This window comes from Kitasatospora saccharophila, from assembly GCF_039529925.1.
In the GTDB taxonomy this organism is placed as follows: domain Bacteria; phylum Actinomycetota; class Actinomycetes; order Streptomycetales; family Streptomycetaceae; genus Kitasatospora; species Kitasatospora saccharophila.
The window spans coordinates 1-13,216 of the sequence record NZ_BAAANS010000110.1 but is presented as its reverse complement, the minus strand read 5'-3'; the positions used below and the strand labels follow the sequence as shown (position 1 = coordinate 13,216).

The following is a 13,216-nucleotide window of genomic DNA, read 5'->3' as shown; positions in this document are numbered from 1 at the left end:
GCAGGGGGGACCCTGTGGGAGAGTAGGACGCCGCCGAACAATCATTCAGGAAAAGCCCCCCGACGGGAAGTCGGGGGGCTTTTTCGCGTTCCCGGGGAGTTACTGCGGGCCGACGCCCGGGACGATCAGGCCGGTTTCGTAGGCGTAGATCACCGCCTGGGCGCGGTCCCGGGCGCCGAGTTTGGCGAATATGCGGCTGACGTGGGTCTTCACCGTCTGTTCCACGACCACCAGTTGGGCGGCGATCTCGGTGTTGGAGAGGCCCCGGGCGAGGAGGACCAGGACCTCGGTCTCCCGTTCGGTGAGGCCGGAGGCCCTGTTGCGCGGGATGAGGGGCACCCGGGAGCGGACGAAGTCCTCCACGAGCCGGCCGAGGACCTGGGGGTCGATCAGTGCGTTGCCGTCGGCCACGGTGCGGACGGCGTGGGCGAGTTCGCCGGGCGGGGCGTGCTTGAGGAGGAAGCCGCTGGCTCCGCTGCGGAGGGCCTCGTAGACGTACTCGTCCAGGTCGAAGGTGGTGAGCATGATGACCCGGGGAGCGGGGGACGGGGCGTCCGGGCGGGGGGTGAGGAGTTCGCGGGTGGCGGTGAGGCCGTCGACGGTGGGCATGCGTACGTCCATGAGCACCACGTCGGGGCGGGTCGCTGCGACCAGGGCGGGGACCTGGTCGCCGTCGGCTGCTTCGCCGACCACCTCGATGTCGGGTTCGGAGTCGAGCAGGGCCCGGAAGCCGGCCCTGATCATGTGCTGGTCGTCGGCGATCACGACGCGGATCGTCACTGGGGGGCGCTCTCTCTGTCGGGGCTGGTGGGAATCGTCGCGGAGACCCGGAAGCCTCCGTCGGGGGTGGGCCCGGCTTCGGCGGTGCCGCCGCAGGTGGCGGCGCGTTCCCTGATGCCGCGCAGGCCGTGGCCGGAGCCGGGGGTGGCGGTCGTGGTGGCGCCGGCCGGGGGGCGGGCGTTGCTGACGCGCAGGTGCAGGCGGGCGGCGTGCTGGGTGACCGTGATGGTGACGGGGGCGCCGGGGGCGTGGCGGATGGCGTTGGTGAGGGCTTCCTGGACGATCCGGAAGGCGGCCAACTGCGTGGTGGGGGCGACCTGTTGGTGGTCCGGCAGGGGGGATTCGAGGCGTACGTCGGCGCCGGTGCTCCGGACGCCGGCGACCAGGTCGGGGAGTTGGGCGAGGCCGGGGAGGGGGGTGCGGGCGGCTTCGGTGGTGTCGGGGGCGTCCTCGCGGAGCAGGCGCAGGACCCGGCGCATCTCGTTGAGGGAGCTGCGGGCCTCTTCGGCGATGGCGGCGAGTTCCTCACGGACGTCCTGGTCGTCGGCGGCGGACGGGACGCGGTAGGGGGCGCTGTCGGCCCGGGCCACGACGACCGACAGGTGGTGGGCGACGACGTCGTGCAACTCGCGGGCGAGGCGGGCGCGTTCTTCGAGGCGGACCCGGCGGGCGCGTTCGGCGGTGGAGTCCGCGCGTTCGCGGGCCAGGTCGCGGGCGGTCTCGGCGCGGGCGCCGGCCAGTTCGCCGACGAGGGCCGCGGCGGCGGAGACGACGGCGAACGGCAGCAGGTCGGCCGGGCCGCCGCGGTCGGGCAGCAGGGCGACCAGGGCGGCGCCGGGGAGTTGGCTCGCCGTCCAGGCGGCGGCGAGGGCGCGGCGCCGGCGGGGGGTGCCGCCGGGGTGGCGCAGGCCCAGCAGCACGAGGGCGACGGACTGGACGAGGATCGAGGTCACCGGCCAGGGCCAGGGCTCGTTCGGGCCGACCGGGACCAGCAGGGCCGAGCCGGTTCCGCAGGCGGCGGCGGAGACCGCGGCGGTCGCGGTGCGGGGCCACTTCCAGACCAGCGGCAGCGGGGCGCAGCGGAGCACCAGCAGGGTCAGCGGCAGTGCGTTGGTGAGGTGGGCGGACCGGTAGTGCTGGGCCACGTCGAAGGCGCCCAGCACGGCCAGCAGGAGCAACCCCGCGGCCCACCACAGGCTCTGCGAGCCGCCCCGCCGTCCGTGCACCGGAATCCCCCGATCCGTTCGTACCGCCCGGAGTTTACCCGTCGGGCGCGGTGCGGGGGCGGGGTTCACAGCTGGTGGACCCAGGCCACCACGAAGACCGCTCCGCCCGCGCAGGCAGCCAGCGCGGCGGGCCAGGCCCAGGCGCCGGGGCGCTCGCCGCGCAGCAGGTGGGCACCCAGTCGGGTGTCCAACTCGGCGACCAGCCACAGCAGTCCGAGGGCGGCGGCGGCGAAGGGCAGGCTGATGGCGGCGTGGGCGAGCCAGGCGCCGGCCAGGCTCGGGCCGCCCCAGGAGTGGTCGTACGGGCCGGGCTCGACGAAGCCGTAGAGGAGGCCGCGGAGCACGAGGAGCACCTCGACGCCGACGGCGACCAGGGCGAGGGCGCCGAGCGGCAGGCCGACGGCGGCGTGCAGCAGGGTGCGGGCGCGACGGGGGCGGCGGCCGGTCAGGGCGGAGGCGCCCCGGGCCAGGCTGAGCGGGAGCAGGGCGGCGGCTCGGCCGAGCGAGCGGGAGGCGGTGGTCATGGCTCGACGGTAGGCAACGGGGGGTGCCGCGGTCGTCACACCGGGGAGCGGGCTCCGGACCCCGTACCGGGGTAGGGGGTCAGAGCCGGCCGGCGGCCTTGAGGGCGAGGTAGGCGTCGGAGAGGGCGGGGGCGATGGACTCCGGCGGGGCGTCCAGGACGGTGACGCCGCGGCGGGTGAGGAGGTCGGCGGTGCGGCGGCGGTCGGCCCGGGTCTGCTCGGCGGCGGCGGCGCCGTAGACGTCCTCGACGGTGATGCGCGGGGCGCGGACGAGTTCGTCCAGGCGCGGGTCGGCGACCGAGGCGAGGACGACCTCGTGGCGCTTGGTGAGGAGCGGGACCTGGGGGAGCAGGTGCTCCTGGATCTGGTGCGCGTCGAGGCCGGTGAGCAGGACGATCAGGGAGCGCTGCGGGGCCATCCGCAGGGCGGTGGAGGTGAGGGCGCGCAGGTCGGTCTCGATCAGGGCCGGTTCGAGCAGGGCCATCGCCTCGGTGAAGGCGGGGAGCACCTCGGAGGGGGAGCGGCCGGCGACGGCGGCGCGGCGGTGGAGGTCGTGGGCGAGCAGGTCGACCCGGTCGCCGGCCTTGGTGGCGAGGGCGGTGAGCAGCAGGGCGGCGTCCAGGGCGGCGTCCAGCCGGGGGGCGTCGCCGACGCGGCCGGCGGAGGTGCGGCCGGTGTCGAGGACGATCAGGACGTGCCGGTCGCGCTCGGGGCGCCAGGTGCGGACGGCGACGGTGCTGCGGCGGGCGCTGGCGCGCCAGTCGATGGAGCGGACGTCGTCGCCGGGGAGGTACTCGCGCAGGGAGTCGAACTCGGTGCCCTGGCCGCGGGTCAGGACCGAGGTGCGGCCGTCGAGTTCGCGCAGCCGGGCGAGCCGGGAGGGCAGGTGCTTGCGGCTGGCGAAGGGGGGCAGGGCGCGGACCCGCCAGGGGGCGTCCAGGGTGGCCTGCCGGCCGGCCAGGCCGAGCGGACCGAGCGAGCGGACGGTGACCCTGCCGGAGTGGTGGTCGCCGCGCCGGGTGGGGGCGAGCACGGTGCTCAGCCGGCGGCGCTCGCCCGCCGGGACGGTGACGCGGTGCCGGGAGGCGGCCGTCGCGGTGCCGGGGGCCCAGGCGGACGGGTACCAGGCGTCGCGGATCCGGGCGCGCAGCGGGCGGCCGGAGGGGTTGCCGACGAGCAGGTCGACGCTGGTGGCCTCGCCGAGGCGGACGGTCGGCTCGCCGGAGCGTTCCAGGCCCAGGCGGCGGACGGGGGCGGCCAGCAGCAGGTCGACGGTGACGGCGGCGAGCAGGGGCAGCGTGACCACGCCGATGCCCGTCCAGGAGGGGAGGAGCAGACCGACCAGGAGGGCGCCGAGGGCGGCGATGAGGGCCGTGCGGCCGGTCAGGGCCATGGGGTGGCTGGGCTCGCTTTCTGGGGGTGGGGTCGGCGGGGGGCCGGGCGCGGGGACCCGGCCCGGGCGGGCTACCGGGGCGCGGGCGTCTGGGCGAGGACGGCCTGGATGACGCTGTCGGCGGTGGTGCCCTCCATCTCGGCCTCGGCGCGCAGCTGGACGCGGTGGCGCAGGGTGGGCAGGGCGAGCGCCTTGACGTCGTCGGGGGTGACGTAGTCGCGGCCGGCCAGCCAGGCCCAGGCCCGGGAGGTGTTGAGCAGGGCGGTGGCGCCGCGCGGGGAGACGCCCATGGCGAGCGAGGGCGACTGCCGGGTGGCTCGGACCAGGTCGACGATGTAGGCGAGCACCTCGGGGGAGACGGTCAGCTTCGCGACCTGGGCCCGGGCGGCGGCCAGGTGCGCGACGCCCGCGACCGGGCGGACGCCGGCCGAGGCGAGGTCGCGCGGGTCGAAGCCGTTGGCGTGCCGGGACAGGACCTGGAACTCCTGGTCGCGGGTCGGCAGCGGGAGGATCAGCTTCATCAGGAAGCGGTCGAGCTGGGCCTCGGGCAGCGGGTAGGTGCCCTCGTACTCGACCGGGTTCTGGGTGGCGGCGACCAGGAACGGCTCGGGGAGCTTGCGGGGCTCGCCGTCGACGGTGACCTGGCGCTCCTCCATGGCCTCCAGCAGGGACGCCTGGGTCTTGGGCGGGGTGCGGTTGATCTCGTCGGCGAGCAGCAGGTTGGTGAAGACCGGGCCGGGCTGGAAGGAGAACTCGGCGGTGCGGGTGTCGTAGACCAGCGAGCCGGTGACGTCGCCGGGCATCAGGTCGGGGGTGAACTGGATCCGCTTGGTCTCCACGTCGAGGGCGGTGGCCAGGGTGCGCACCAGCAGGGTCTTGGCGACGCCGGGGACGCCCTCCAGCAGGACGTGGCCGCCGCAGAGCAGGGCCACGACGATGCCGGTGACGGCGGCGTCCTGGCCGACCACGGCCTTGGCGATCTCCTCGCGCAGGCCGGTGAGGGCGGCGCGGGCGTCGCCGGACGGGGCCGGGACGGTCTTGAGCAGCTGGTCGGTCACGGCTGTCGTACCTGCCATTCCATGTCGTCGAGGTCGTCGGCGAGCCGCAGCAGCGCGGCGTCGTCGGTGGGGGCCGGGCCGTACAGCAGGTGCTGGAGGTCGGCGGCGGGGCGTCCGAGCCGGGCGGCCGCGGCCTCGGTGAGGGCGGTCGGGTCGGGGTCCCGGGAGGCGTGCGGGAGGCCGAGGGCGGCGGCGGTGCGGCGGCGGGCGGCACGGCGCAGCGTCTCGGCGGCGTGGCCGCGGGCGTTGGCGCGGCGGTAGAGCCGGGCGCGGCCCTCGGTGGTCTCGGAGGCGCGGACCACGGCGGGGAGCCGTTCGGTGAGCACCGGGCCGAGGCGGCGGCCACGCCAGGCGACGGCGAACAGGCCGGCGACGACGAGCTGCAGGGTGCCCCAGTACCAGCCGTCCGGGATGTAGTCGGTGATGCCCCGGGGGCCGTCGGCGTCGGAGGCCTGCCGACCGGTGCGGTCGAGGGTCTGCCAGACCAGGTTCGGGTGGGCGCCGAGCAGGCCGAGGGCGAGGGCGGCGTTGCCGTCGTGGCCGAGGGCCCCGTTGGTGAGCGCGTCGCCGCTGCCGAGGACGATCACCTGCTGGTCGCCGCGGGTGCGGCTGACCAGGGTGGTGCGGCTCCCGGCGGGGTAGCAGGCGGTGTCGCCGGGGCGGCCCTCGTAGCTCTGGCCGTCGACGGCGGCGGGGCCGGCGTTGACGGCCTCGGGCAGCGTGCAGTCGGGGGAGAGCGCGGTGTAGCTGCCGGTGGGGTAGCTGGAGGCGGTGACGCCGGGGGCGAAGGCGTTCAGCAGGGGCTGCTCGGGGGCGATCAGGACCAGGCGGGTGCGGTCGCCGCGGGTGATCGAGGCGAGTTCGGCGAGGTGCTGGTAGGCGAGCTCGTCGGGGTAGGTGAGGACGACGGTGGTGTCCTCGGCGTGCAGCGCGTCGGTGAGTTCGTCGGTGCCGGAGGCGGTGCGCGAGGAGATGCCGTGCTGCCGGAGCAGCTGGTCGACGGCGCGGGTGCCGGTCGGGTCGCCGGCCCGCGGGTCGAGCGGGTAGTAGACGGACTTGCCGGGGATGCTCGCGATCAGGGCACCGGCCAGCAGCAGGACCAGGACGCTCAGCACCCACCAGCGGGCGCGCCGCCAGCGCCCGGTGCGGGCGGGGGCGGGCCCGGGCGCGTCGTCGGTGAAGCCGGTCCCGGCGGTCTCGGCGGTGGCGGGGGGTGGGGCGGTGGTGGTCATGTGGTTCCTCCGCCGGCCGGGACGGGCTGGGGGCGGGCGTGGCCGAGGGGCCGGTCGGGGTTGGCGAACGGCTGTGCGGTGGAGGGCAGTTGGGCGGGCCGGTCGGGGAGGGTGTGGCGGGACCCGGTGGCGGCGTGGGTGCGGGCCAGGTCGGCGAACGGCTGTGCACCGGAGGGCTGTTGGGCGGGCTGGCCGGGCAGGATGCGGCGGGTTTCGGCGGTGGCGGCGCGGGTGCGGCCGAGGGGCCGGTCAGGGTTGGCGAACGGCTTTGCACCGGAGGGCTGTTGGGCGGGCTGGCCGGGCAGGATGCGGCGGGTTTCGGCGGTGGTGGTCATGCGGTTCCTCCGCCGGCCGGGACGGGCTGGGGGCGGGTGCGGCCGAGGGTGCGGTCCAGTTCGGCGAGCAGCTGGTAGGCGCGTTCGTCGGCGGGGCGTTCGCCGAATGCGACGTCGTCGAACAGCCTTGCCGCGGAGGCCAGTTGGGTGGCCTGCTGGGGCAGGGCGCGGCCGGCTTCGGCGGCGGCCTCGTCGGCGGTGCGGCCGGGGCGGGGGGAGAGCACGGTGCGTTCCTCCAGGCCGCGGACCAGGGCGCGCATCTGCTCGCGGACGGCGTCCTCCCAGGCGCCGCGGGCGGCGTGCGCGGCGGCGTCGGCGCGGTGCTCGGCGGCGCTGCGCGGGCCCTGGGCGCCGGCGAACAGCGTGCCGCCCGCGCGGGCGGCCCGGCGCGGTGCGCCGTAGCGCCGCCAGGCCACGAAGCCCAGGACGAGCAGGACGACCAGCAGGACGGCGAGCGCGGCGTTGCCGCTGCCGCCCAGGGGCGCGCCGATGTCGTCCAGGGCCCGGCCGAACTGCTCCCGGACCCAGTCGTAGCAGCGTTGGACCAGTCCGGGCTCGTGCTGGTGGTAGACGGCCTTGCGGAGCTCCTCCTGCGCGGCCTCGCGGGCCGCGTCGCGCGGCACTTCGACGGGGGCGCCGTCGGTGAGCAGCGCCCCTCCCCCCGGGAATCCCATGCGGTCAGGCTCCCGGCGGGGTGGTCGCGGCGGACGGGCCGTAGCCGGGCAGGCCGGCGGTGCGGGCGAGTTCCAGGTCGAGGGCCTCGCGGCGGATCCGCTGGTCGGTGTAGATCAGGGCCTCCAGGGCGCCGCCGAGCGGGATGGTGACGGTGCCGGCGACGATGCCGAAGACGGCGAGGACGGCGATGCCGATCGCGGCGCCGCCGTCGCTGGCGGCGCCGGCCACCCCCTCGACGATCATGGCGGCGATCTCGCCCGGGACGAGCAGCACGGCGCCGACCAGGCCCAGGCAGATCCGGAACAGCAGCAGCAGGCCGAAGATCCGCCACCAGGCCCGGCGGGTCAGCCGCCAGGAGCGCTTGACCGCGCCGAGCACGGGCTGCTGCTCCAGCACCAGCGCGGGCACGGCCAGGGTCAGCCGGACCGCCAGCCAGACCACCGGCGGCAGGGTGAGCACCATCAGGGCCACCAGCGCGGGCTGGTCGCTGACGGCGGCGAGCACGAACAGCGGGACGACCGCGACGGCGATCGCGCCGACGGTGATCCCGGCCAGCAGCAGGCAGAGCAGCAGCAGCCGGCCGAGCCGGGGGCGGACCCGGGCCCACGCCTGGGCCGGCGAGGTGTCGCGGCCGAGCAGCCCGTTGGCGACCACGGGGGCGATCAGGCCGGAGGCGAGCACGCCGAAGAACACCTCAAGCGGCCACAGGTAGCTGCCGGAGAACAGGGCGGCGGGCTCGGTGCCGTTGACGTGGATCCACCAGTCGATGTTCGCCTGGATCACCTGGAGGACCACGGCGAGGACCAGGCTGAGCCCGAACGCGGCCCGCCAGTTGCGCCGGACCAGGGCGAACGCGCCGTCCATCAGTTCGCCGAAGCCGAGCGGCCGCAGCGGGATCAGGCCGATGCCCGGGCCGCCCTTCCCGGCCGGAGCGGCCGGACCGGCGGTTCCGGCCGGGGCGGTCGGCGGGGCGAGGAGGGCGGCGGGTGCCGGGGGAGCCGAGTGGCCGGTTCCGGCGCCGCCGGACGGTGGTTCGGGAGAACCGGGTGAGGTCCAACCCGGGGTCTCGGTCATCGACGCTCCTCGTCGGGGCACCCTGGCTCGGGTGCATCGGGGTGCTTATCGTGCCATGGTGCGCACGCGTACCCCAGGGGTATCCCGTTGCTGATCCACAACGGTCCGGACAAGGCATCCGAGCCACAACCTTTGCGATGGTATGACTGGTTCGGCGAGCAGTCGGGAGAGCGCAACGGCGCACCCGTGCGGCGCAGGTCACATTCGCGTGATGAGAAGATGGAGACATGAAGGGACGTGTCCTCGTCGTCGATGACGACACCGCACTGGCCGAGATGCTCGGCATCGTGCTGCGTGGTGAAGGTTTTGAGCCGTTTTTCGTCGCTGACGGGGACAAGGCGCTGGCCGCCTTCCGGGAGACCAAGCCGGACCTCGTACTGCTCGACCTGATGCTGCCCGGACGGGACGGCATCGACGTCTGCCGGCAGATCCGGGCCGAGTCGGGCATCCCGATCGTCATGCTGACCGCGAAGACCGACACGGTCGACATCGTGGTCGGCCTGGAGTCGGGCGCGGACGACTACGTGACCAAGCCGTTCAAGCCCAAGGAACTGGTCGCCCGGGTGCGTGCCCGGCTGCGCCGGGCCGAGGAGCCCACCCCCGAGCAGCTGACCATCGGCGACCTGGTGATCGACGTCGCCGGGCACTCGGTCAAGCGCGAGGGCCGGGGCATCCCGCTGACCCCGCTGGAGTTCGACCTGCTGGTCGCGCTGGCCCGCAAGCCCTGGCAGGTGTTCACCCGCGAGGTGCTGCTGGAGCAGGTCTGGGGCTACCGGCACGCGGCGGACACCCGCCTGGTCAACGTGCACGTGCAGCGCCTGCGCTCCAAGATCGAGAAGGACCCGGAGCGCCCGGAGATCGTCGTCACCGTGCGCGGTGTCGGGTACAAGGCCGGGCCCAGCTGAGGATGAGCGAGACCGGGGCCGACCACTCCCCGTCGGACGACCGGTCCGGCGGGGAGAACGCTGTGCGCGGAGACGTGCTGAGTTCCACCACCGGCAGGCCGCGCCGGCGCCGGTGGTGGGCCGTGCTGCTCGCACCGCTGGTCCGCCCCTTCCGGCACCCGGTGGGCCGGGTGCTGGCGCTCTACCGCCGCTCGATCCAGCTGCGGGTGGTCGCGATGACCCTGCTGCTGTCCTTCGTCGTGGTGCTGGTGCTCGGCGTGGTGGTGGTCGCCCAGGTGCGCACCGGCCTGCTGGAGGCCAAGCAGAAGTCCGCGCACGGGCAGGCCCTCGGCGGCTTCCAGATCGAGCAGGACAAGATCAACGAGGCGATCAACCTGCAGGCCAAGGCCGGCGCGACCGCCGACCCGACCCGCGACCAGATCAACGCCTGGCTGACCAAGCAGGTCTCCGACCTGGCCTCCGGCGGCTCCGGCGTCTACTCGGTGATCGCGCTCGCCCCCGACGACCAGGAGGTCAGCGCCCCCAGCGCCGGACTGCGCGGCGCCCGCTACTCCGGCACGATCCTGCCCGACTCGATCACCCCCGAGCTGCGCGCCAAGGTCGCCGCCGACCCGACCAACCCGCAGGAGCAGCCGGTCAAGCTGCACCGCGCCCCGAACAGCCAGACCCCGCCCGGCGACGACAAGGGCCTGGCGATCGGCAAGCAGTTCACCGGCCCGGACGGCAAGCCGTACCAGCTGTACTACGTCTTCTCCTTCTACCAGGAGACCTCCACCCTCAACCTGGTGATCGGCACCCTGGCCACCGCCGGGCTGTTCCTGGTGATCCTGCTCGGCTGCATCGCCTGGGTGGTGGTCCGCCAGGTCGTCACCCCGGTCCGGATGGCCGCCGGGATCTCCGAGCGGCTCGCCGCCGGCCACTTCGACGAGCGGATGAAGGTCACCGGCACCGACGACATCGCCCGCCTCGGCGAATCGTTCAACCGGATGGCCAACGGCCTGCAGGCGCAGATCCGCAAGCTGGAGGAGCTCTCCCGGGTGCAGCGCCGCTTCGTCTCGGACGTCTCGCACGAGCTGCGCACCCCGCTGACCACCGTCCGGATGGCCGCCGACCTGATCTACGACAGCCGCGAGGACCTGGACCCGATGGCGGCCCGCTCCGCCGAGCTGCTCCAGGACCAGCTGGACCGCTTCGAGTCGCTGCTCGCCGACCTGCTGGAGATCAGCCGGTTCGACGCGGGCGCGGCGATCCTGGACGCCGAACCGGTCGACCTGCGCGACATCGTGACCCGGGTGGTGGAGGCCGCCGACCCGCTGGCCCGGGCCAAGGGCAGCGCGGTGCTGATCCGCGGCGCCGAGAACCCGGTGCTGGCCGAGGTGGACGGCCGCCGGATCGAGCGCATCCTGCGCAACCTGGTGGTCAACGCGCTGGAGCACGGCGAGGGCCGGGACGTGGTGATCCGGCTCGGCTCGGCCGAGGGCGCGGTCGCCGTCGGCGTGCGCGACCACGGCATCGGCCTCAAGCCGGGCGAGGCGTCCCGGGTGTTCCACCGCTTCTGGCGGGCCGACCCGTCCCGGGTGCGGACCACCGGCGGCACCGGCCTCGGCCTGTCCATCGCGGTCGAGGACGCCCACCTGCACGGCGGCTGGCTGCAGGCGTGGGGCGAGCCCGGCGGCGGCTCGCACTTCCGGCTGACCCTGCCGCGCACCCGCGGCGGCGAGATCTCCCGGGCCCCGTTCCGGCTGGAGCCGGAGGACTCCCGGTACAACCGCGGGATGTCCTCGGCGGGCGCCCCCTACCGCCGCACCGCGCGCGGCGCGACCGCGCTGACCGGCGGCGAGTCCACCTCCGTCCCGGAGACCCCGGACACCGACCGGCACGCCTTCGGCTCCGGCCTCGGCGGCGTGCTCAGCATCGGCCCCGGCCTGGGCCGGCCCGCCGCCGCCCCGGTCTCCGACCCCTCGGACGTCTCGGGTTACGGTGCCACCGGTGCGCAGGTCGTGGTCGACCGCGGCCGTCCGACCCAGTCGGCCCCGTCCGCACCGGAGGACGCCGACACCGACCAGGAGGGGACCGCCGGTGGACAGGACCGACAGGACGACTGACCGGCGGCTCCTCACGGCGGGCTGGGCGGTGCTGCTGGCGACCGCCGCCACCGGCTGCGTGGCGATGCCCTCCGGCGGCGCCCCGCAGCGCCTGGAGGTCTCGCAGAACGCCGCCGACGGCCTGCAGGTGCACGTCTACCCGGTCGCCCCGCACCGGGGCGAGAGCCCCCGGAACCTGCTGACCGGCTTCCTGGACTCCTCCAACGCCGACCAGGCCAACTACGACACCGCCAAGCAGTACCTCACCGAGGGCGCCGCCGCGTCCTGGAAGCCGGACGCGGGCGTGGTGGTGCTGGCCGGCGCCCCCAACCCGAGCAGCCCCTCCATCGCCGACGACGCCACCACCGTCCGGCTGACCATCGAGGGCAAGCAGGTCGCCGCGCTGGACGAGCAGCACACCTACCAGCTCCACTCCGGCGACACCTACCGGCAGGTCTTCACCTTCGTGAAGGAGTCGGACGGCCCCGACAAGGGCGAGTGGCGGATCAGCGGCCTGCCCGACGGCCTGATCGTCGACCAGACCAACTTCAAGAACACCTACAAGCCGGTCCACCGCTACTTCTTCGCGGCCGCCGACCCCTCCAGCACCCGCTCCCAGAGCGCCCAGGTGCTGGTGCCCGACCCGATCTACCTGCGCCGCCGAATAGACCCGCTGACCGAGGCCGCCCAGGCGGCCGCCGACGGCCCGTCCCGCTGGCTCGACCCGGTGGTCACCTCCGAGCTGGACGGCGTCCGGGTGCGCAGCGCCGTCATCGGCGACAACCGGGTGGCCACCGTCAAGCTGGAGGGCGGCGACCCGGCCGCCTGCAAGCAGATGGCCCAGCAGCTCTACGAGACCCTGGCCGACCAGCAGAGCAAGCTGGACCGGATCGAGCTGTCGACCGGCAGCGGCGGCTGCTCGCTCAGCAGCGCCGAGGCCGCGCTGGTCGCCCCCGGCGTGCTGGCCGGCACCGACGACGGGGCGCAGGCGTTCATCCAGCTGGCGGACGGCCGGCTCACCCGCTACTTCCAGGACGGGACGCCCACCCCCGTCCTCGGCGTGCTCGGCCAGGTGCCGCAGGCCGGCCAGTTCCACCCCGGCACCGTCGCGGTCCGCCGGGACGCCGCCGTCGCCGCCGTGATCGGGGCCGACGGGCACGACCTGGTCGAGGCCGAGCTGGCCGAGGGCGGCAAGTACGGCGAGTCGATCGTGCACAGCAGCGCCCCCGCCGCAGACAAGGGCCTGGCCTCGCCCAGCTGGGACGGGCGGCAGGACCTCTGGCTGGTCGACCGGAACCCGGCCGGGCCGCGGGTGCTGATGGTGCGCGACCGCACCGTCGCCACCGTCCAGGTCGAGGGGCTGGACGGGCGCACCGTGCAGTCGCTGCGGATCTCCTCCGACGGCACCCGGATCGCCCTGCTGCTCAACCACGGCGACGGCCCCACCACGCTGGCGCTCGGCCTGGTCGAGCACGGCGGCACCGCGAAGGAGCCGACCGCCCGGATCACCGCGCTGCGCGACATCGTGCCCCAGCTGACCGAGGTCGCCGCCGTCTCCTGGGGCGACACCGACCAGCTGGTCGTGCTCGGCAAGGAGGCCGACCGGCTGCAGCAGCTGCACTTCCTGGGCACCGACGGCTCCCAGTCCACCGACTCCCCGCTGCAGGGCGGCGAGTCGATGACGGCGCTCTCCGCGACCGAGGCCCGGCTGTCGACCGACCCGACCAGCCCGTCCGGCCCGGCCGTGCTCACCTCCTCCGAGCGCGGGCTCTACCGGCTCAAGGACAACCAGTGGCACGAGGTGCCCAGCAAGTCCGCGACCAGCGCGTTCATCTACCCGGGCTGACCCGGACCGACCCCGGCCTCCCCCGCCTCCCCGGCCGCGGCCGCGCCGCGCGTAGCGGCCGCGGGCCCGGGCCGGGGAGTGCTC

Annotated in this window: 12 protein-coding genes; 3 read left to right on the top strand and 9 right to left on the bottom strand. The window is 75.2% G+C overall.

From position 1 onward, the window contains the following. Window positions 1-99: 99 nt before the first annotated feature. The 9 genes from ABD345_RS38685 to ABD345_RS38645 form a co-directional block, all read right to left on the bottom strand. On the bottom strand, window positions 100-780 hold the full coding sequence (locus tag ABD345_RS38685; RefSeq protein WP_344559316.1) for a response regulator transcription factor: 681 nt from the start codon (window positions 778-780) through the stop codon (window positions 100-102). Continuing rightward, window positions 777-2,006 (bottom strand): sensor histidine kinase, encoded by a 1,230-nt coding sequence (locus tag ABD345_RS38680; protein ID WP_344559314.1) that lies wholly within the window; start codon window positions 2,004-2,006, stop codon window positions 777-779. Before ABD345_RS38680 ends, ABD345_RS38685 begins: the two co-directional genes overlap by 4 nt. 65 nt (window positions 2,007-2,071) lie before the next feature. Beyond that, complete coding sequence (locus ABD345_RS38675) at window positions 2,072-2,530, bottom strand: hypothetical protein (protein WP_344559312.1); 459 nt, start codon at window positions 2,528-2,530, stop codon at window positions 2,072-2,074. Window positions 2,531-2,609: 79 nt separating this feature from the next. Continuing rightward, the gene (locus ABD345_RS38670; RefSeq protein WP_344559310.1) at window positions 2,610-3,923 is read right to left on the bottom strand and encodes a DUF58 domain-containing protein; all 1,314 of its coding nucleotides are present in this window, start codon (window positions 3,921-3,923) and stop codon (window positions 2,610-2,612) included. A gap of 71 nt (window positions 3,924-3,994) precedes the next feature. After that, window positions 3,995-4,999, bottom strand: a complete 1,005-nt coding sequence (locus tag ABD345_RS38665) for an AAA family ATPase (protein ID WP_344559308.1) — start codon at window positions 4,997-4,999, stop codon at window positions 3,995-3,997. Further along, window positions 4,978-6,213, bottom strand: coding sequence for a DUF4350 domain-containing protein (locus ABD345_RS38660; protein ID WP_344559306.1), 1,236 nt, complete (start codon window positions 6,211-6,213; stop codon window positions 4,978-4,980). Before ABD345_RS38660 ends, ABD345_RS38665 begins: the two co-directional genes overlap by 22 nt. Beyond that, complete coding sequence (locus ABD345_RS38655; protein WP_344559304.1) at window positions 6,210-6,548, bottom strand: hypothetical protein; 339 nt, start codon at window positions 6,546-6,548, stop codon at window positions 6,210-6,212. Before ABD345_RS38655 ends, ABD345_RS38660 begins: the two co-directional genes overlap by 4 nt. Beyond that, a complete protein-coding gene (locus tag ABD345_RS38650) occupies window positions 6,545-7,222 on the bottom strand; it encodes a DUF4129 domain-containing protein (protein WP_344559303.1) in 678 nt (225 codons plus the stop codon). The genes ABD345_RS38655 and ABD345_RS38650 overlap by 4 nt, the downstream gene beginning before the upstream one ends. Window positions 7,223-7,226: 4 nt before the next feature. Continuing rightward, on the bottom strand, window positions 7,227-8,297 hold the full coding sequence (locus ABD345_RS38645; RefSeq protein WP_344559302.1) for a glycerophosphoryl diester phosphodiesterase membrane domain-containing protein: 1,071 nt from the start codon (window positions 8,295-8,297) through the stop codon (window positions 7,227-7,229). A gap of 227 nt (window positions 8,298-8,524) precedes the next feature. Between ABD345_RS38645 and mtrA the strand changes: the two genes are divergently transcribed. Genes mtrA through ABD345_RS38630 form a run of 3 tightly spaced genes read left to right on the top strand, consistent with a single transcriptional unit; the run spans window position 8,525 to window position 13,132 of the window. Continuing rightward, the gene (gene mtrA, locus ABD345_RS38640) at window positions 8,525-9,202 is read left to right on the top strand and encodes an MtrAB system response regulator MtrA (RefSeq protein WP_030459579.1); all 678 of its coding nucleotides are present in this window, start codon (window positions 8,525-8,527) and stop codon (window positions 9,200-9,202) included. Window positions 9,203-9,204: 2 nt separating this feature from the next. Beyond that, entirely contained in the window at window positions 9,205-11,307 is a 2,103-nt protein-coding gene (mtrB, locus tag ABD345_RS38635) for an MtrAB system histidine kinase MtrB (RefSeq protein ID WP_344559299.1), read from the top strand. Beyond that, complete coding sequence (locus tag ABD345_RS38630; protein WP_344559297.1) at window positions 11,282-13,132, top strand: LpqB family beta-propeller domain-containing protein; 1,851 nt, start codon at window positions 11,282-11,284, stop codon at window positions 13,130-13,132. The genes mtrB and ABD345_RS38630 overlap by 26 nt, the downstream gene beginning before the upstream one ends. Window positions 13,133-13,216: the final 84 nt, after the last annotated feature.

What these genes read in the sequence shown, in the direction of transcription:
- ABD345_RS38670 (WP_344559310.1), bottom strand. Translation starts at nt 3,923, where the DNA reads ATGGCCCTGACCGGCCGCACGGCCCTCATCGCCGCCCTCGGCGCCCTC.
- ABD345_RS38665 (WP_344559308.1), bottom strand. Translation starts at nt 4,999, where the DNA reads ATGGCAGGTACGACAGCCGTGACCGACCAGCTGCTCAAGACCGTCCCG.
- ABD345_RS38645 (WP_344559302.1), bottom strand. Translation starts at nt 8,297, where the DNA reads ATGACCGAGACCCCGGGTTGGACCTCACCCGGTTCTCCCGAACCACCG.
- ABD345_RS38660 (WP_344559306.1), bottom strand. Translation starts at nt 6,213, where the DNA reads ATGACCACCACCGCCCCACCCCCCGCCACCGCCGAGACCGCCGGGACC.
- mtrB (WP_344559299.1), top strand. Translation starts at nt 9,205, where the DNA reads ATGAGCGAGACCGGGGCCGACCACTCCCCGTCGGACGACCGGTCCGGC.
- ABD345_RS38675 (WP_344559312.1), bottom strand. Translation starts at nt 2,530, where the DNA reads ATGACCACCGCCTCCCGCTCGCTCGGCCGAGCCGCCGCCCTGCTCCCG.
- ABD345_RS38650 (WP_344559303.1), bottom strand. Translation starts at nt 7,222, where the DNA reads ATGGGATTCCCGGGGGGAGGGGCGCTGCTCACCGACGGCGCCCCCGTC.
- ABD345_RS38655 (WP_344559304.1), bottom strand. Translation starts at nt 6,548, where the DNA reads ATGACCACCACCGCCGAAACCCGCCGCATCCTGCCCGGCCAGCCCGCC.
- mtrA (WP_030459579.1), top strand. Translation starts at nt 8,525, where the DNA reads ATGAAGGGACGTGTCCTCGTCGTCGATGACGACACCGCACTGGCCGAG.